Annotated in this window: 17 protein-coding genes; 9 read left to right on the plus strand and 8 right to left on the minus strand. The window is 64.7% G+C overall.

Going from position 1 to position 18,056, the window contains the following annotated elements; genetic code table 11:
- Positions 1–51 precede the first annotated feature (51 nt).
- Positions 52–1,182 (plus strand): patatin-like phospholipase family protein, encoded by a 1,131-nt coding sequence (locus FJ430_RS06680; protein ID WP_140704604.1) that lies wholly within the window; start codon positions 52–54, stop codon positions 1,180–1,182.
- A gap of 89 nt (positions 1,183–1,271) precedes the next feature.
- Here FJ430_RS06680 and FJ430_RS06685 read toward each other — a convergent pair whose 3' ends face one another.
- Positions 1,272–2,156 carry an AraC family transcriptional regulator gene (locus FJ430_RS06685; RefSeq protein WP_140704960.1) on the minus strand — a complete coding sequence of 295 codons (885 nt, stop codon included), beginning with the start codon at positions 2,154–2,156 and terminating at the stop codon, positions 1,272–1,274.
- 273 nt (positions 2,157–2,429) lie between these two features.
- On the opposite strand from FJ430_RS06685, the gene FJ430_RS06690 reads away from it, so the two are divergent.
- From FJ430_RS06690 to FJ430_RS06710, 5 genes are all read left to right on the plus strand, one after another.
- Positions 2,430–3,851: a coniferyl aldehyde dehydrogenase gene (locus FJ430_RS06690; RefSeq protein ID WP_140704606.1), complete on the plus strand. Its 1,422-nt coding sequence runs from the start codon at positions 2,430–2,432 to the stop codon at positions 3,849–3,851.
- 59 nt (positions 3,852–3,910) lie between these two features.
- Positions 3,911–4,123 carry a hypothetical protein gene (locus tag FJ430_RS06695; protein ID WP_140704608.1) on the plus strand — a complete coding sequence of 71 codons (213 nt, stop codon included), beginning with the start codon at positions 3,911–3,913 and terminating at the stop codon, positions 4,121–4,123.
- Between the two features lie 85 nt (positions 4,124–4,208).
- Positions 4,209–5,408 (plus strand): efflux RND transporter periplasmic adaptor subunit, encoded by a 1,200-nt coding sequence (locus FJ430_RS06700; protein ID WP_140704611.1) that lies wholly within the window; start codon positions 4,209–4,211, stop codon positions 5,406–5,408.
- Between the two features lie 74 nt (positions 5,409–5,482).
- A complete protein-coding gene (locus FJ430_RS06705; protein WP_140704613.1) occupies positions 5,483–8,659 on the plus strand; it encodes an efflux RND transporter permease subunit in 3,177 nt (1,058 codons plus the stop codon).
- Positions 8,660–8,858: 199 nt separating this feature from the next.
- Positions 8,859–9,017 carry a DUF3309 family protein gene (locus tag FJ430_RS06710; protein ID WP_140645812.1) on the plus strand — a complete coding sequence of 53 codons (159 nt, stop codon included), beginning with the start codon at positions 8,859–8,861 and terminating at the stop codon, positions 9,015–9,017.
- Here the strand turns inward: FJ430_RS06710 and FJ430_RS06715 are convergent, their stop codons facing one another.
- Positions 9,018–9,974, minus strand: a complete 957-nt coding sequence (locus FJ430_RS06715) for an SDR family oxidoreductase (protein WP_140704615.1) — start codon at positions 9,972–9,974, stop codon at positions 9,018–9,020. It lies immediately after the preceding gene.
- 96 nt (positions 9,975–10,070) lie between these two features.
- On the opposite strand from FJ430_RS06715, the gene FJ430_RS06720 reads away from it, so the two are divergent.
- A complete protein-coding gene (locus tag FJ430_RS06720; RefSeq protein ID WP_140704617.1) occupies positions 10,071–10,985 on the plus strand; it encodes a LysR family transcriptional regulator in 915 nt (304 codons plus the stop codon).
- Here FJ430_RS06720 and FJ430_RS06725 read toward each other — a convergent pair.
- The 3 genes from FJ430_RS06725 to FJ430_RS06735 form a co-directional block, all read right to left on the minus strand.
- Positions 10,943–12,124 carry an MFS transporter gene (locus tag FJ430_RS06725; RefSeq protein WP_140704619.1) on the minus strand — a complete coding sequence of 394 codons (1,182 nt, stop codon included), beginning with the start codon at positions 12,122–12,124 and terminating at the stop codon, positions 10,943–10,945. The genes FJ430_RS06720 and FJ430_RS06725 overlap by 43 nt on opposite strands.
- Positions 12,125–12,367: 243 nt before the next feature.
- A complete protein-coding gene (locus FJ430_RS06730) occupies positions 12,368–12,676 on the minus strand; it encodes a DUF1244 domain-containing protein (protein ID WP_140704621.1) in 309 nt (102 codons plus the stop codon).
- 55 nt (positions 12,677–12,731) lie between these two features.
- Positions 12,732–13,529, minus strand: coding sequence for an N-formylglutamate amidohydrolase (locus tag FJ430_RS06735; protein ID WP_140704623.1), 798 nt, complete (start codon positions 13,527–13,529; stop codon positions 12,732–12,734).
- A gap of 170 nt (positions 13,530–13,699) precedes the next feature.
- Here FJ430_RS06735 and FJ430_RS06740 point away from each other — a divergent pair, with 170 nt between their 5' ends.
- Positions 13,700–14,257 carry a DUF1036 domain-containing protein gene (locus FJ430_RS06740; protein WP_181175304.1) on the plus strand — a complete coding sequence of 186 codons (558 nt, stop codon included), beginning with the start codon at positions 13,700–13,702 and terminating at the stop codon, positions 14,255–14,257.
- Entirely contained in the window at positions 14,254–15,681 is a 1,428-nt protein-coding gene (pyk, locus tag FJ430_RS06745) for a pyruvate kinase (RefSeq protein ID WP_140704625.1), read from the plus strand. The genes FJ430_RS06740 and pyk overlap by 4 nt, the downstream gene beginning before the upstream one ends.
- Positions 15,682–15,863: 182 nt before the next feature.
- Here the strand turns inward: pyk and FJ430_RS06750 are convergent, their stop codons facing one another.
- The 3 genes from FJ430_RS06750 to ykgO form a co-directional block, all read right to left on the minus strand.
- Entirely contained in the window at positions 15,864–16,925 is a 1,062-nt protein-coding gene (locus tag FJ430_RS06750; protein WP_140704627.1) for an alpha/beta fold hydrolase, read from the minus strand.
- A 160-nt stretch (positions 16,926–17,085) separates the two neighbouring features.
- Positions 17,086–17,706: a tetratricopeptide repeat protein gene (locus FJ430_RS06755; RefSeq protein ID WP_140704629.1), complete on the minus strand. Its 621-nt coding sequence runs from the start codon at positions 17,704–17,706 to the stop codon at positions 17,086–17,088.
- Between the two features lie 114 nt (positions 17,707–17,820).
- Entirely contained in the window at positions 17,821–17,946 is a 126-nt protein-coding gene (ykgO, locus tag FJ430_RS06760; RefSeq protein WP_006203764.1) for a type B 50S ribosomal protein L36, read from the minus strand.
- Positions 17,947–18,056 lie beyond the last annotated feature (110 nt).

Here is an 18,056-nt window from a genome sequence, read left to right on the forward strand (position 1 = left end):
CTCCGTCCAAATGACGCGGCGGTAGGGCGGCGCATCGAGACAAGGAACGCCATGGCGAAGAACGGCAAGGCGGAGGAAAAGAAGAAGATCAACATTGCCCTCCAGGGCGGCGGCTCGCACGGCGCCTTTTCCTGGGGCGTGCTCGACCGGCTGCTGGAGGATGGGCGGCTGGAGATCGCGGCGGTGTCCGGCACCAGCGCCGGCGCCATGAACGCGGTGGCGCTGGCCGACGGGTTTGTCCGGGGCGGCGTGGAAGGCGCGCGAAAAAAGCTCGACGATTTCTGGCGGGCGGTGGCCTCGAAGGGCCGTTTCAGCCCGGTGCAGCGCATGCCCTGGGACGTGGTCTGGGGCAACTGGTCGATCGAGAACACACCCGGCTATGTCTTCTTCGACACGATGTCGCGGGTGTTCTCGCCCTATGTCGCCAATCCGCTCGGCCTCAACCCGCTGCGCGATGTGGTCGAGAAGGAGATCGACTTCGACAACGTGCGCACCTGCAAATCGATGGAACTGTTCATCTCGGCGACCAATGTCGAAACCGGGCAACTGCGCGTCTTCTCCGACGGCGAGATCGACCTCGACACGGTGATGGCCTCGGCCTGCCTGCCGCAGCTGTTCCAGGCGGTCGAGATCAAGGGCGTGCCCTATTGGGATGGCGGCTATGGCGGCAATCCGGCGCTCTATCCATTCTTCAAGACGGCGGCGACCGAGGACGTGCTTCTGGTGCAGATCAATCCGGTCGTGCGCGAAGGCACGCCGAAAAGCGCCAACGAGATCCAGAACCGCATCGACGAGATTACCTTCAACGCCGGGCTGCTGCGTGAATTCCGCTCGATCGCCTTCGTCAAGGAACTGATCGCGGCCGGGCGCCTGCCGCATGGCGAATATCGCGACATCCGCATGCACCGCATCGATGCCGACGAGGCCTTCAAGGACCTGTCCGCCTCATCCAAGGTCAATGCCGAATGGGCTTTCATCGCCTATCTGCGCGACCTCGGCCGCAGCGCCGCCAGCGACTGGCTGGAAGAAAATTACGACGCCGTCGGCCAGCGGGCCACGCTCGATCTATCGGGCGAGCTCGACGATGGGTTCAAGCCGCTGCGCGGCCCGGCGCCGGGCCGTCGCGTCAAGGAATTCCTCGCCGCGCGCATCAAGCCGGAATCCGCGCGGCGCCGCGCCTGATTGCCCAGGCCGTGAGCTCGTAAAGCCGAGATTGGTTGGATTGCGGCCCGTTCCTTCGAACGGAAGAGAAAGGCCGCTTTCCCGCCGCGCTATTTTAGAGGCAAAAAGAGTTCAGTGACGATCTCGGGCACCGACATCTCCGGAAGAAAGGACAGCCGCCGCTGGCAATAGATCGGGAAGTCGCGTGCTTCCTCGCCGCTGGCCGGAAGCCAGTCGCGATAAAGATAAAGCGCGGCCGGCTCCAGATTGTTGGTGTTGCCGGGGTAGCGCAGCACGGCGCAGCGTCCGCCGGGGATCACGCCAGCCTTCATCTGCTCGTCGCCCGCGTCGATCGGCCGGTCGGTGCCGACACAAATGTCCATGCTGTAGTCGGCCGCGACAGCGGGACATCTTTCGGACCGGAAGACGTTGAAGGTCGGGCTCGTTTCGGGCGACAGGCCGGCTGCCTTGCGCCAGGCGATGAACCGCTGGATGGTATCGCCGAGCGTCGCCCGATCCCCGCGATGTTCCATGATCGCCACCGGGGTGGGCGGCACGTCGCGGATCATCACGTCTTCCGGTGTAAAGATTATCTGCATGAGCTTTCTCCTCGCGTTGTCGAGCGGCCCGAAGGCCATCAGCCACGAACCCCAGTCGGGAGACCTTCGGAACGACGAGGGCGATTGGCCGCACCGTTGCCGAAAGGCGCGCGCGAAGGCATCCGGTGCGTCGTAACCGGCATCCATCGCTATATCGGTGACGCTTTCGGCATCCGCGCAGCCCAGCCGGCATGAAGCGCGCTTCATGCGGGCGAGCTGGACATAGCGATGCACGGACAGCCCGAAGGTCGCCGTGAACTGCCGGTGGAAATGATATTTCGAGTAGGCCGCGACGCCGCTCAGCGCGTCCAGGTCCAGATCGTCGTCCAGATGCCGGTCTATGTGATCCAGCACCCTCCGCATCCGGGCATGGTGGTTTTGAACTGCCGCCTTCATCGTTCCATTCTCCGTGGCAGCATCAGCTAAGCCGCGCGGACATGAGGCGCTCGACCGATCTTGCGGTTCTGTCGCGAGCCGCCCACCGCCGCCAAGGACCGTTTGCACGCCAATTCATGCATGAACGGCGAAAAGGGCGGTTTGCGGACCGGTGGCTTTCCTATGTCGATGACGGGTGCCAAACGGGATATCCGGATCGCTTGGATCGAGGCAAATGCTGGATTCGGTTGCTTGGCCGATGTAACTTACCTGAACGTAAAGGGGAGGTAAGCGATGCTGCAGACCGGACAGAACGCTCTCGGGGTCAGGTTTGAAGCGCAGTGCAGGGCCTCCGAGAAGGAGCCGTTCCCGACGCTGGCGGCGCGCAAGGACCGGCTGAACCGCCTTCTGGCGCTCACCGAAAAGCATGAAGCCGAGATATGTGCTGCGATCGACAGCGATTTTTCGGCACGCTCGGCTGAGGAAACGCGGCTTGCAGAGCTGTTCGTCGTGCGCGCCGGCATCAGGCATGCGCTGTCGCATCTCGGCGCCTGGATGCGCGAGCGGCGCGTCGCCACCAGCCTGCCGTTCCTGCCGGGACGCAACCGCCTCTTGCCGCAACCGCTCGGCGTCGTCGGCATCGTCTCGCCCTGGAACTATCCGTTCCAGCTCGCCGTTGCGCCGGCGACCGCGGCACTCGCTGCCGGCAACCGCGTTATGATCAAGCCGTCGGAGCTGACGCCGAAGTTTTCGGACCTGCTTGCCAGCCTGGTCGAAAAATATTTCGCCGCCGACGAGGTCAGCGTGATGGTTGGCGACGCGGAGGTCGGCAAGGCATTCGTGTCCCTGTCGTTCGATCACCTGCTGTTCACGGGCTCGACGGCCGTCGGCCGCCAGGTTGCGCTCGCCGCCGCCGCCAATCTGACGCCGGTGACGCTCGAGCTCGGCGGCAAGTCGCCGGCGATCTTCGATCCCTCCTGCGATCTCGACGCGGCGGTCGCCAGCGTCGCCTATGGCAAGTTGCTCAACGCCGGCCAGACCTGCATCGCGCCGGACTATCTGATGGTCCCGCAAGGCCAGGGCGCGGCGATCGCGGCTAAGTTCGCGGCGGCAATCGCAAAGCTCTATCCGCGCCTTGGCGACAATCGCGACTACACGGCGATCGTCAGCGAGCGGCATCACCGGCGGCTGGGTGACATGGTCGCGGAAGCGCGCGACAGTGGCGCCGACATCACCGAGATCAATCCTGCGAACGAGAAGCTTGGCGTCACTGACCGCAAGATGGCGCCCGTGCTGGTGCGCAATGCCGGCGAGAATCTGCGGCTGATGCGCGAGGAGATCTTCGGGCCGGTGCTGCCGATCGTCGAATATGGCACGGTGGACGAGGCCATCGAACATGTGAACCGGGGCGAGCGTCCGCTGGCGCTCTACTGGTTCGGCAGCGACAGCGCCAATCGCCAGAGGGTCATGCGGGAAACCGTGGCCGGCGGCGTCACGGTCAATGATTGCATGCTGCATCTGGTGCAGGAGCGGCAGCCCTTCGGCGGCGTCGGCGAGAGCGGCACCGGCGCCTATCACGGCGAATGGGGGTTTCGCACCTTCAGCAAGGAAAAGCCGATCTTCATCCAGTCGAAGCTCAGCGCCGGCGGCCTGCTGCGCCCGCCCTATGGCAAGACCTTCGAGCGTCTCTTCCGGCTGCTGAACCTCATCACTTGACAACTTCAGCCGGGAAATGGCGGGGCGTGACTGCGCTCCAGCCGGGCGACTGTCGCTGCATGCGGAAGATTTTTCGCATCATGCTGACGGCTGCTGCCAGTAACCTTGGGGAAACCTGTCACCGCGCCTGCAAAAGCGGCAGCCGGCTGGCAGAAAAGCTTGCATTTGTCGAGGCACAGCGTTCCACGCCGCAACGTTCCCGCAACTTTTCCGGCTATATTGCGCCGCAACTTTCAGGTAGAAGCGGCGCTTCGCCGTTCACGGCAAATTGAACTGGGCCCCGCGCGCACCCATATCGGCCGCGCGCCCGAAGTCGGAAGCGCCGACCTCGCCAGGTCCTGCAACGGAAAAATGACGATGCCGAAAATCAGGTTTCACAAGCTTGCAGCCATTGTCGTGCTCATCGGATTCGCGGCCTGGATGGGGACGGGCGAGTTTTCCTCCGTCGGCAGCGCCGCCGACAAGACGGTTACCGCCAACAAGCAGGCTGACGCCGGCAAGCCGGCGCAGCCTGAAGCCGGGAAGCCGGACACCACCAAGCCGAACGAGGCGCAAACCGAGCCCAAGGCTGCGCCGCGCACCGTCGCGGTGGTGACGCCGCCGCGCAAGACCTTTGCGCGCGCCATCCGCGTTTCCGGGCTGACCGAGGCCGACAAGCGCGCGGTTCTTGCAACCCGCGTCAATGGCGTCATCGAAAAGCTGCCGGTCAAGCAGGGCGATCACGTCAAGACTGGCGACCTCGTGCTGATGCTCGCGGCCGAGGAGAAGATCTCCAATGTGGACAACGCCAAGCAGTTGCTGGTGCAGCGCAAGGCCGAGCTCGACGCCGCCGAGCGGCTGGCCAAGACCGGCAATCTGCCCAAGCTGCAGCTCGACACCGCCCGCTCCAACCTGACGCTTGCGCAATCGCAGCTCGACACCGCGCAGGCGGAGCTCGACCGCAACGAGGTCAAGGCGCCGTTCGACGGCGTCATCGACCGCATCCCGGTGGAGCTAGGCAGCTCGGTGATGCAGGGCGGCGAGGTGGCGACGATCCTGAAGCTCGATCCGGTGATCGCACGCGGCGAGATCAGCGAGCGCGACCTGCGCTACGTCAAGATCGGCGACGAGGCCGACGTGCGCCTGGTCAATGACCAGAAGGTCACCGGCACCGTGCGCTACATCAGCCGCGATGCCTCGGCGCAGACCCGTACCTTCCGCGTCGAGGTGGCGATCCCCAATGGCGACGGTTCGATCCCCGCCGGCATGACGGCCGAGATCACGCTCAGCGCCGAGCCGACCAATGCGGTCATGCTGCCACGCTCGGTGGTGACGCTGGGCGACAAGGGCGACCTCGGCATCCGCGCCGTCGGCAAGGACGACAAGGTGGCGTTCTTCCCGATCGATCTCGTCGACGACACGCCGCACGGCCTGGTGCTGGGCGGCATCCCGCAGGATGCGCGCATCATCGTCGCCGGCCAGGAATTGGTGAAGGAAGGCGACTTGGTGAAGCCCGTCGAGGCGGACCAGGCGACCATCAGCAAGCTGATCGGCGAAGCCACCGCCGGCACGCAGTAAAGCACGACGCGGCGCGCGCCGGGCCACCCCGGCGACGGCAGTCCGCAGCCTCCGAAGCATAACAGGCCGAAGTCATGGATATCGTCAGACTCGCCATCAACAACGCCCGCCTCACCATATCGGCGCTGCTGTTCCTGCTCGTCGCGGGCTGGGTCGCCTATCAGTCGACGCCGAAGGAAGCGGAACCCGACGTTCCGATTCCGATGATGTATGTCAGCCTGATCTATCAGGGCATCTCGCCGGAGGATTCCGAGCGGCTGCTGCTGAGGCCGATGGAGAGCAAGCTCAAGAGCCTCAAGGGGCTCAAGGAGATGCGCTCGGCCGCCTTCCAGGGCGGCGGCTACGTGCTGGTCGAGTTCCAGCCGCAGACCGACCTCGCGACGGCATTGCAGGACACGCGCAGCAAGGTGCAGGACGCCAAGGCCGACCTGCCGCAGGCGGCCGAGGAGCCGACGGTCAACGAGGTCAACGTCTCGGAATTCCCGGTCCTCGTCGTCACGCTTTCCGGCGATGTGCCGGAACGCGTGCTGACGTCGGCCGCGCGCGAGCTGCGCGACCGCATCGAGGAAGTGCCCGGCGTGCTCGAAGGCTCGCTGCAGGGGGCGCGCGACGACCTCGTCGAGGTCGTCGTCGATCCGGTGAAGCTCTCTTCCTACGGGCTGCAGCTCGACCAGGTGATCCAGGGTGTCGCCTCCTCCAACAGCCTGGTTGCCGCCGGTAACCTGGAGGGCTCGGAAGGCAAATACGCGGTCAAGGTGCCGTCGCTGATCGAGACGCCTGAGGATGTCGCCAATCTGCCGGTCGTCGCGACGCCCAATGCGGTGGTGCAGGCAAAAGACATCGCGACGATCCGCTCGACCTTCAAGGATGCCGAAACGGTGACGCGCCTCGACGGCAGGCCAGCCATCGCCATCGAGGTGAAGAAGCGCATCGGCGCCAATCTGATCGACACGCTGACCCATGTCAGGGAAGTGTCGGACAATTTCATCAAGACGATGCCCGAGGGCATGCATGTCACCTACACGCAGGACAAGTCGGTCTTCGTCAACCAACTGCTGGGCGACCTGCAGAACCATGTGATGATCGCCGTCATCCTGGTCTTCATCGTCATTCTCTACGCGCTGTCGGGTCGAGCCTCGCTGCTCATCGGCCTAGCCATCCCGTCGTCCTTCCTGATGGGCATCCTGCTGCTCGCCATGATGGGCTACACGATCAACATGATCGTGCTGTTCAGCCTGATCCTGGCGGTCGGCATGCTGGTCGACGACGCCATCATCGTCACAGAATTCGCCGAACGGCGCATGAGCGAGGGCATGCCGAAGGCGGACGCCTTCGCGCTGGCCGCCAAGCGCATGGCCGGCCCGGTCATCGCGGCGACGATGACGCGCATCGCCGCCTTCTCGCCGCTGCTGTTCTGGCCGGGCATCATCGGCGACTTCATGAAATACATGCCGATCACGCTGATCGTGACGCTGTCGGCCTCGATGCTCTACGCGCTGGTCTTCGCACCGACTTTGGGCGCGATCTTCGCCAAGGCGCCTGAGCATCACGAGGAGGGCAACCGCGACGGCTGGTACATGGCCGTGGTCAAGCAGGCGGTGCGCTTCCCGATCACTGTCATCCTGCTTACCGTCGGCCTTCTGGTCGGCGTCGGCTTCGCCTATTCGAAATATGGCGCAGGCGTCGAGTTCTTCCCCAGCGTCGAGCCGGACTACGGCCTGCTCTATGTGCATGCCCGCGGCAATCTCTCGCTGGCCGAAATGGACGCGGCGACGAAGACGGCGGAGAACCGCCTGCTCGGCTGGCCCGGCGTGAAGTCGGTCTATACGCGTGTCGGCAAGACGCAAGGCGGCGGCCAGGACATCCCGGAAGACGTGGTCGGCGTCATCCAGTACGAATTCGTCGACTGGCGCGAGCGCAAGTCGGCCAACCAGATCCTCGACGACCTACGCGGCGTGATGGCCGGCATTCCCGGCGTCGATGTCGAAGTGCGCGTGCCGGAAGCCGGCCCGCCGACCGGCAAGCCGATCCAGATCAGGCTGTCGGCCGTCGACCCGGCGGGGCTCGACGACAAGGCACGCGCGGTCGCGGCACGCATCGCCAAGATCCCCAACGTCATCGATATTTCGGACGGCCTGCCGCCGCCCGGCGTCGACTGGGCGATCGAGGTCGACCGCGCCAAGGCTGCGCAATACGGCATCAGCCCGACTTCGGTCGGTACGGTGGTGCAACTGGTGACCAACGGCCTCAAGCTGTCGGAATACCGGCCGGCCGGCGCCGACGACGCGGTCGACATCCGGCTCCGCCTGCCCGAGGACCGGCGTACGCTGTCGACGCTCGACGAGCTCAGGGTGCAGACCTCGCAAGGTTCGGTGCCGATCTCCAACTTCGTCGTGCGCAAGCCGGAGCCGACCGTCGGCATCCTGAACCGCATCGACGGCGCGCGCACCGTGGTGGTGCAGGCCAATGTCAGCGCCGGCGCGCAGGTCGCGGCGGTGCAGGAGCAGGTGACCAAGGCCGTTACCGACATGAATCTCGGCAGCGGCATCCGCTGGAAGCTCGCCGGTTCCAACGAGGACAGCGCGGAGGCCAGCGCCTTCCTCGGCAAGGCCTTCGGTGCTGCGATCTTCCTGATCTTCCTGGTGCTGCTGGCGCAGTTCAACAAGTTCACCAGCGTGTGGCTGGTGCTGTCCTGCGTGGTCATGGCGACGATCGGCGTGTTCCTCGGATTGCTTCTGACAGGCGAGGCCTTCGGCATCGTCATGTCGGGCATCGGCGTCATCGCGCTCGCCGGCGTGGTGGTGAACAACAATATCGTGCTCATCGACACCTATGACCGGCTGCGCGAGGAAGGCTGGGACAAGATGGAGGCGGTGCTGCAGACCTGCCGCGAGCGCGCCCGTCCGGTGGTGCTGACGGCGGTGTCGGCCATCCTCGGCGTGCTGCCGATCGCCTTCGGCCTCGGGCTCGAAATCTTTCATCACGAGACGACGATCAACGCGCCGTCGACGCAATGGTGGATTTCGCTGTCCTCGGCGATCGTCTTCGGCCTGTCCTTCGCCACGCTGCTGACCTTGGTGGTGACGCCCTCGATGCTGATGGTGTTCACCCGCGCCAAGGTGAAGCCCGGCCAGCGGCGCCACTGGCTCAGCCGCCTATTCCGGCGCGGCAAGGGCCAGGTCTCGACCGACGAGCCGGCCGGCGAGGCCGGCGCGGGGCCGGCGGAGGCCTTCCCGAAAGCAGCGGAATAGAGCGCTTCCAAGCCTAAAGCGCGTCGCGCTGAAGCGGATTCAGGCGACGCGCTTTAGGCCTTTGTTTTCATGCATGTCGTTATCGCAAAACCGCTGCACACTTTTGCGCGACATGCATTAGAGACAAAAGCCGCCCGGGAACAACCGAGCGGCTTTTTGCATTGTGCCCTCAAGTTCAACCAGACGGCGAGGGTTTCTCATGACGATCGGCACAATTCTCGTAATAATCCTGATCCTGATCCTGATCGGCGCCGTGCCGGCCTGGCCGCATTCGCGATCCTGGGGCTATGGGCCGTCCGGCATCGTCGGCGTCGTCCTGGTCGTGCTGCTGATCCTTGTGCTCATGGGCAGGATCTGATCAGGCGGCCCGGCGAGCGGGTTCCGCGGCGATGCCGATATCCCGCAGCGCTTCTTTCACCGCTTCGTCGAGCGGGGTGTGCGGGATTTCGCCGATGACCTGTTCCAGCTGCGTGGAAACCAGCCGGTGCGCTTCGAAGCGCAGATAGGACATCGAGACGATCTCGCGCCACATGGCCACGAACGGGCTGCCGGCGCGCAGCACCCACCAGGGCATGAAGGAGAGCTTCAGCTTGCGGCCGAGCGCCTTCTCGGCCGCGGCCTTCATATCGAGGTCGGTGATGGCGTGGCCGGGGAAATTGATGGCTTCGTAGAAGCCGAGCTTGTCGAGATTGCGCGCCAGGCCGACGAAGCCGACGGCGAAGTCCGGCAGGTAGGCCCATTCATGCGTCAGGTCGGTTGGGCCGGGCGCGGTGTAGACGCCTTTGTTCATCTTGGTGGCGACGACGAGGTCGAACCAGGAGCCTGAGCCGGTGCCGCCGAAGAAATCGCCCGCGCGCAGGACAATGGTGCGCACCCGGCCGGCTTCGGCCTCGTCGCGGAACAGCGCTTCCATGGCGCAGCGGATGCGGCCCTTTTCGGTGGTCGGATGGAACGGCGTCGCTTCCGTGATCACCTGCGGCATCGGCGAGCCGTAATTGTAGACGGTGCCGGGGAAGAGATGCAGCGCGCCGTTTTCGCGGCAGGCGGCCATGACGTTTTCTGCCATCGGCATGCATTTGCCCCAGTCGGTGTAGATCGGATTCAGGCCGTTGAAGATGATGTCGACGCCTTCCGTTGCGCGGATCAGGGATTGGCGGTCGAGCGCATCGCCGGCAACTGCGATAGCGCCCTTCAGTTCCGCCGGCACCTTGCCGGTGCGGGTGACGGCGCGGACGTCGAAGCCGGCGTCGATGAAAGCCTTGCCGACCATGCGGCCGAGCCGGCCATTGGCGCCGAGGATTGCGATCTTGGTCATCTGTTCTCTCCGTTGTTTGCGTTTGCCCGATCAATCTGATGCCTTCGCGGGCGAATTGAAATTGACTGAGTTCGGCGATCTGTTATTCAAAAATGAATGAAAGAATTCGACTGGAACCTGATCAAGAGCTTCGTCGCCGTCGCCGAAACCGGCAGTCTGTCGGGCGCCGCGCGCAGGCTTGCGGCCAGCCAGCCGACGCTCGGCCGCCACATCACCGAGCTGGAGGCGGCGCTTGGCGTCATCCTGTTCCGGCGCGGGCGGCGCGGCTATGAGCTGACCGAGGCGGGCAGCACGCTCTACGAGCGCGGCCGGGCGGTCAGCGAGCAGGCCAATGCCTTTTCGCTGTTGGCGCTGGGCTCCGTCGAGGCAATCGAGGGCACCGTGCGCATCGCCGCCTCGGAGGTGGTCGCGGCCTTTGTGCTGCCGCAGATGATGGCCCGTCTTGGCGAGGAGGAACCGGGCATCGAGGTCGAGATCGTCGCCTCGAACCAGGTCGAGAACCTCTTGCGCCGCGATGCCGATATCGCCATCCGCATGGTCCGGCCGGCGCAGAACGAGTTGGTGGCGCGCAAGGTCGCCGACATTCCACTGTGCCTATGTGCGGCAAGCGCCTATCTCGACCGGCGTGGCCGGCCCGAAACACCCGCCGACCTTGCCGAGCATGCCTTGGTCGGCTTCGACCGTAGCGACGAGATCATTCGCGGTTTCACCGCGTTCGGCATTCCGGTCGGCCGCAGCCATTTCCGCTTCCGGACCGACAACCAGATCGTGCTGTGGGAAGCGGTGCGGACCGGCAACGGTATCGGCATCGGCCAGGAGCCGCTGGCCGACCGCGATCCGGACCTGGAAAAGCTGTTGCCCGATGTACCGCTGCCGGTCCTGCCCGTGTGGCTCGCCATGCATCGCGACGTGCGCACCAGCAGGCGCATCCGCCGCGTAGCGGACTTCCTGCATGAAGAATTGAAACGCTATTCGGCAGGAACAGGCTCGGGCGCGAACTCGGCCCGGTGAGCGAGCCCGGCCATCAAGAGCACGATGACCAGCAGCCCGGACAGTGCGACGAAGATCGGCCCGAAGCTCGAATGCTCGGCGACGAAGCCGATCGCCGACGGCGCCACCAGGATGCCGGAATAGCCCATGGTGGTGACGACGCTCATGCCTGTGCCCGACGACATGCCCTCCTGGTTGCCACCGGCCGAAAAGAGGATCGGCACCATGTTGGCGATGCCGAAGCCGCAGAAGGCGAAAGCGGCAATGGCGAGGTAAGGCGAGGGCGAGAGACCGGCGACCAGCATGCCGGTGGCGGCGACCAGCGCCGAGCCGCGCAAGGTCGCCACCGCGCCGAAGCGGTTGCGCACGCCATCGCCCAGGAAACGCATCAGCGCCATGACTCCGGAAAAGGCGGCGTAGGCGAGGCCGGCGACCGCGAGATCGGCGCCCAGCTCCTGATGCAGGAAGAGCGCCGCCCAGTCGAGCACCGCGCCTTCCGAAATCATGGTGAGCAGCGCCATCAGCCCGACGAGGTAGACGGCCGTGTGCCGCGGCAGCGTGAATTTCTGGTGCTCGACGGCCTGCGGTTTGTCGTCCGCGACGAGATAGCGAATGGCGAAGGCGATGACGGCAAACGCGATCGCCGTCACCACGACGGCATGGGGAAGATACCCGTAGTTCTGGATCGAATAGCCGCCGAGCGCGCCGCCGGCGAAGCCGCCAAGGCTCCAGAAGCCATGCGAGGACGACATGATCGCCCGGGAGAGCCGCCTTTCCACCACCACGGCGTTGGAGTTCATCGCGACATCCATGCCGCCGATCGAGCCGCCGAAGACGAGCATGGCAATGGCCGCCAGGGGGACGTTGGGCGCGAGCGCCACGATCAGCAGGCCGAAGCTGCCGCAGATGCCGAACCAACGCGTCACGGTGCGCGAGCCATGCCTGGAAATGAGATGGCCGCACCAGGTCATGGCAATCACGGCGCCGACGCCGAACAGGAGGATCAGCAGGCCGAGCGTGAATCTCGTGATGTCGAGTCGGGTAAGGAACACCGGGATCTGCGGCGCCCAGCTGCCGGTCAAGAAACCATTGGCGAGGAAAATGCCGGCGACGGCCCAGCGGCCGCGCGTCGCGGCCTGCATCGTGGTTTGCACGCTCATGGTCTGAAATCCGCCATGCAAAGGGGTTCGCGCGGCAAATTAGATCGATTCAATCAGCAGTCAAGAACCGCGTTCGGGAAGTGCTTGGACCAAGCGAGCGACCGATGCCGTTTTCGTTCGTGGCGGGCTGCCGCCGTGGAGATCGGCCGAAACGCGCCTCCGTTCGTCATCCAGGGTCTGCGCGCGTCGCTCCGCTCCTTGCTCCGCCCTGGAATGACGAAGTCGCGAAAGCGTTCGGCATCGTTAGTGATCCTTAGGCCGCCGCGCCTCGAACTCGGCCTTCTTGGCTTCCGACGCGTCGGTCTGGTTGAGCGCCTGCCATTCGGCATAGGGCATGCCGTAGATGATCTCGCGCGCAGCGTCCTTGGAGAGCGCGACGCCCTCGGCCTCGGCGGCCTCGCGATACCAGTTGGACAGGCAGTTGCGGCAGAAGCCGGCGAGGTTCATCAAATCGATGTTCTGGACATCGCCGCGTTCGCGCAGATGCGTCACCAACCTGCGGAAGGCGGCTGCCTCGAAATCGCGTTTCTGATTGTCGTTGAGTTCGGTCATTGAGGAACTCCTGGACTGTCGGTCTCATCACGTACATGTCTGGCCCGACGGCCTTTCATGCGGGTCCGGTGCGCGAGCCGAACATTTTCACCTCATGTATATCGGGACGCCGGTCGATGGCGTCAACGATCGGTGCCAGGCGCTCGGCCCAGGCGACAGCGCCGGCACGGTCGGCGATCAGGTCCTGGCGGATCTCGATCAGCGCGTGGGCGTAGCCGTTGACGATGGCGTGGCGGAACATGGTGTCGCCGCGCAGCGCGCCGTCATAGGGTTCGTTGTCGCCGACGACGAGGGACTTATCCTCGGCCAGCGTGTCGATCAGCGGCCGCGCCACGCGGTCGTCGCGGTCCCACAGCACGCCGACATGCCAGGGGCGGACAAAACCCTGCATCACCGGCGTGAAGGAATGCACGGAGAAGATGAACGGCGCCTTGCCCGAGGCGTGCGCGACGGAGGCGATCATCGCGCCGACGGCGTCGTGGTAGGGCCGGTAGAAGCGGTCGAGCCGCCGCTCGCGTTCCTCCCGGGCAATCGGATAGTTTCCCGGCACCACGGTCCCGTCATAGAGCTGGCGGATCATGGTCGGGTCGTCCTCGCCCCGGTTGGGGTCGATCAGCAGCCGCGAGAAGCCGGCAAGCACGGCAGGCACATCGAGCACCGCGGCAAGCTCGCGCGTCACCGTCTCGACGCCGATGTCATAGGCGATGTGACGATCGAATTCGGATGCCGGCAACCCGAGGCTGCCATATTCGTCGGGGAGATCGCGGCGGGCGTGATCGGCCAGAAGCACGACGCCTTTCTTGCGGTCGCCCTCGACAATGTCGAATGGCGTGAAAACTGTGGATCGGGTCATCGGCTGAAAAGGGGATGGCGTCTGCGATGTGCTATCGTCATTCCACGAAGAGGACGCCGGCGCAATGCCGTTGTTTGGCCAAGGTTTCTGCAAAAAATCCCCGACGGGTGGAGAATTCCCGCGACGGGCCCTTCTAAATCGATTGGAATTGAACAAAACGGCGCGTTGACATGCGACCTGAGTTTGCTGAAAAGGGGCTTCGAGAGATGCAAATGTGGTTCGCAAGGGGATCTGCGATGGGTTTTGCCGGCCGGTTGCGCAAGCGCCTGGTCGTGCCGTTGCTGATCATCGGCGCGGGATTTTTCGCGATAGCCGCGACCTCGCCGGCCCGGGCCGACTTCCGCGTTTGCAACGCAACGCAAAATCTGGTGGGCGTCGGCATCGGCTATCGCGCCAAGGCCGGCTGGATCACCGAGGGCTGGTGGCACATCGAAGGATCGACCTGCAAGACGCTGATCGAAGGTCCGCTGTCATCAAGGTTTTACTATCTTTATGCAGAAGACGCCGAACGCGGCGGGCGCTGGGACGGCCCGATCAACATGTGCGTCGCCGAAAAAGAGTTCAAGATCGCCGGCGTGAATGATTGCGTCGCCCGGGGCTTCCAGCGCGCCGGATTTCAGGAATATGACACGGGCGAGCAGGCCAGCTGGATGGTCCAGCTGACCGACGAGCCCGCAACGGGAGGCGCGCCAGCAGCGGCCCCCGCTCCGGGAACAAACAGTCAATGAGACGTAACCGCAAGGTCAAGATCCTCGCCACCATCGGTCCGGCTTCCTCATCCGAGGAGATGCTGAAGAAGCTTTTCGAAGCGGGCGCCGATGTCTTCCGCATCAATATGAGCCATACCGACCACGAACTGATGCGCACGCTGGTCGGCCGCATCCGCGCCGTCGAGGAGGCCGTCGGCCGGCCGATCGGCATCCTCGCCGACCTGCAGGGCCCGAAGCTCAGGGTCGGCAAGTTCGCCAACCTCAAGGAAGCGCTGACTCCAGGGCAGACATTCACGCTCGACGACAATCCCGAACCCGGCACGTCGAAGCGAGTCTATCTGCCGCATCCCGAAATTCTGAGCTCGGTCGAGACCGGTCACCGACTTTTGATCGACGACGGCAAGCTGGAGCTGAAGGCGGTCAAGAGCGACGGCAAGTCGATCACCTGCACGGTCGTCGCCGGCTCGGGCATTTCCGACAAGAAGGGTGTCAGCCTGCCCGACACCGACCTGCCGGTCGGCGCGCTGACCGAGAAGGACCGCGCCGATCTCGATGCGGTGCTCGCCACCGGCGTCGACTGGGTGGCGCTGTCCTTCGTGCAGCGGCCGGAGGATTTGGCGGAGGCCCGCAAGATCGCGCGCGGCCGCGCGCTGATCATGGCCAAGATCGAGAAGCCGCAGGCCGTGGCGCGGCTCCCCGAAATCATCGAGCTCTCCGACGCGCTGATGGTTGCCCGCGGCGATCTCGGCGTCGAGATGCCGATCGAAGCGGTGCCCGGCATCCAGAAGCAGATCACGCGCGCGGCGCGCCGCGCCGGCAAGCCGGTGGTGATCGCCACGCAGATGCTGGAATCGATGATCACCGCGCCTGTGCCGACCCGCGCCGAGGTCTCCGACGTGTCGATCGCCGTCTTCGAAGGCGCGGACGCGATCATGCTTTCGGCCGAATCCGCGGCCGGCGCCTATCCGGTCGAAGCGGTCGCCATGATGAACCGCATCGCCACCAAGGTCGAAGCCGACCCGACTTACGCCGGCATCATCAACGCGCAGCGCTCGGAGCCCGAGGCCACCGGGGCCGACGCCATTTCGCTGGCCGCGCGCGAGATCGCCGAGACGCTGAAACTGTCGGCGATCATCTCCTACACCGCATCGGGCACCACTGGGCTCCGCGCCGCGCGCGAACGCCCGCAGGTGCCGATCGTGGCGCTGTCGCCGATCCTCAATACGGCGCGTCGCCTGTCGCTGCTGTGGGGCACGCATTGCGTCGTCTCGCCAGATGCCACCGACCTCGACGACATGGTCGACAGGGCCTGCCGGATCGCGCTGGAAGAAGGCTTCGGCAAGCCGGGCGACCGGGTGATCATCACGGCCGGCGTGCCGCTCAGGACGCCCGGTTCGACCAATATGCTGCGGATAGCGTATCTGGGATCGGACGCGCATTAAATATGCCGATATTCAGGTGAGGCCGGCCTGCAAGTAGCGGCTACCTGCGCTTCCGGTGCTCACGTACTTAAAGTGCGCTCCGCTCCAGTTCTCGGAAGCCACTACTTTCGACTCGGCCTGACGTGAATCTCGACACACCTAACCGTCTCCGCCGTGGCATTCAGGAGCTAATTTCCCAAAAATCAGGTCGGCGCGAGCTCGGCGTCGGGCACTTTGATGTCGGGGCATTTGCCGTCGTTATAGGCATCGCCGGCGAGCCGGCCTTCCACGGTCCTGGCCATCGCTTGTAGATCGACATCCTTGCCTGCGACTTTCCGGATCGCGCCGACCACGAGGTCGGACGCGATCCAGTCCGGCTTGTGGCCGAGATTGTGGACCCAGACCAGCTCGGCGCCGGGAATGTCGCGCTCCAGGCCGATGGAGTGGATCGTCGCGTAGACCACCTTGTCGCGATCGCCCGATATCACGACCGTCGGCGCCTTGATCTCGCGATAGTGCGGCGAGGCGGAGCGTGCATAGTCGTAGAGCTGGACGACATCGCGGGCGTTGGCGCGGAAGGCGGACGGCCGCAGCACCAGCGGGATCGAGGTGTTGTCGATATAGAAGTCCGGCAGTTTGTTGGGCGAGAAGACGCAAGCCGTCGCATTGCCGATCCGCAGCATACCGGCCGGATAAGCGAGCGTTTCGGAAAACAACCAGCCAATCGCCGGCATGGCGGCGAGCTTGTAGTACCAGGCCGTCGCGCCGCCCGGCCAGGGATGCGTGGCGGGAGCCAGGAAGACGAGGCCGAGCGTTTTGTGCGGATGCTGGCGGGCGAAGGCCGTGGTGATCGCGCCGCCGAAGGAATGGGCGACGATGACCGCTTTTGCGATGCCGAGGCGGTCCAGCAGCGCGGCGATGGTGTCCGCCTGCGCGACAAGCGTTTCATTATCGCCACGCTCCGACCAGCCGAAGCCCGGCCGGTCGAGAAACAGCATTTCAGCACGGCCCTCGAGCAGGGGCTTCAGCGGCAGCATCTGGTCTTTCAGATTGGCGCTGGCGCCATGGATGAAGACGACCGGCGGCAGATTGGCGCCGGCCGGCGCCGGGAAATGGACGTAGTGGATGCGCGCGCCATTGATCTCGGCGAACCCGCCAACGGGTGGATTGCGGCGCTCGATCGACCAGACGCCGGCGCGGGTGATACCGGCGAGGGCAAGGAAAAGCGCGACGAGGAAGAGGAGGGCGGCGCAGATGAGGTTCATGCGGGGAGATACGGAAGGAGGGCAGTAGGGCAGTAGGCAGTAGGCAGTAGGCAGTAGGCAGTAGGCAGTAGGCAGTAGGCAGTAGGCAGTAGGCAGTAGGCAGTAGGCAGTAGGCAGTAGGTTGCTCTTTCCCTACTGCCTACTGCCCAATTCCTATTGCCTAAATCCCCTCGCCGGCCAGCTCTTCCGAGAGCGTCGAGACCTGGTTCTGGGCGCTGCGCATCATGGGGTAGATGGTGAGCACCCTCTGCCAGGCTTCCAGCGCCGATTGCTTGTGGCCGGTTTCGGCCATGATCTGCGCCAGCCCTGAGAGCGCGCCGAAATGGCGCGGCTCGAGCTGCAAGGTGCGGTCGATGTCGGCCATCGACTTCCCGTAATTCTTCATCATGAAATGAACGGTGGCGCGCCGGTTCCAGCCTTCGGCATAATCAGGCTGCAGGGTCACCACCTGGTCGAGGAAGTCGAGCGCGACGTCGAACTTCTGGTCTTCCGTCGCCTTTTGCGCCCACCGCATCATCAGGTCTATCGAGGCGCTGCCGGACTGGTTCCACTCGTTCCAGATACGGCCGGCGATGCGCTCGGCCGCCTTTTCGTTGCGCTCTCGCTTCAGCTCGGTGAAGAGCTGGTCGAGGCGACCCTGCTTGGTCGGAGCGGCCGGCGGTGGCGTGGCCGCGGGTGGCGCGGCATCTGGAGGCAGCGCGCCTGGCACCGTTTCTGCCCCTGCAGACAAAACTGTGCCGGACAGCAAAAGGGCGGCGAGAAATGCAAAACGAATCCGCATCGCCGGAATCTAATCCCGGGCGGCGGATCGTCAAAGTGATTTTAGCGTGAGAGGGCCGGCGAACCGGCACTCGACATCAGCGGCGCGGCGTGGTCGCGCCGCGCGTAGCAAGTCTCAGCCCTGGCGCGCCTTGTAGCGCGGAGCGGTCTTGTTGATGATGTAGATGCGTCCCTTGCGGCGAACCAGCTGGTTGTCGCGGTGACGCGCCTTGAGCGCCTTGAGCGAATTCTTGATCTTCATGGTCTTGCCTGTTCGGTCAGGGCCCGTCCCGGGCCGAATTTTAAAGGCGCGCCCACAAAAAGCGCGCCTTTGAACTTGCGGTGGCTCATAAACGAGGAGTGTTGTCCGTG

The organism is Mesorhizobium sp. B2-8-5 (assembly GCF_006440675.2).
Lineage (GTDB): Bacteria > Pseudomonadota > Alphaproteobacteria > Rhizobiales > Rhizobiaceae > Mesorhizobium.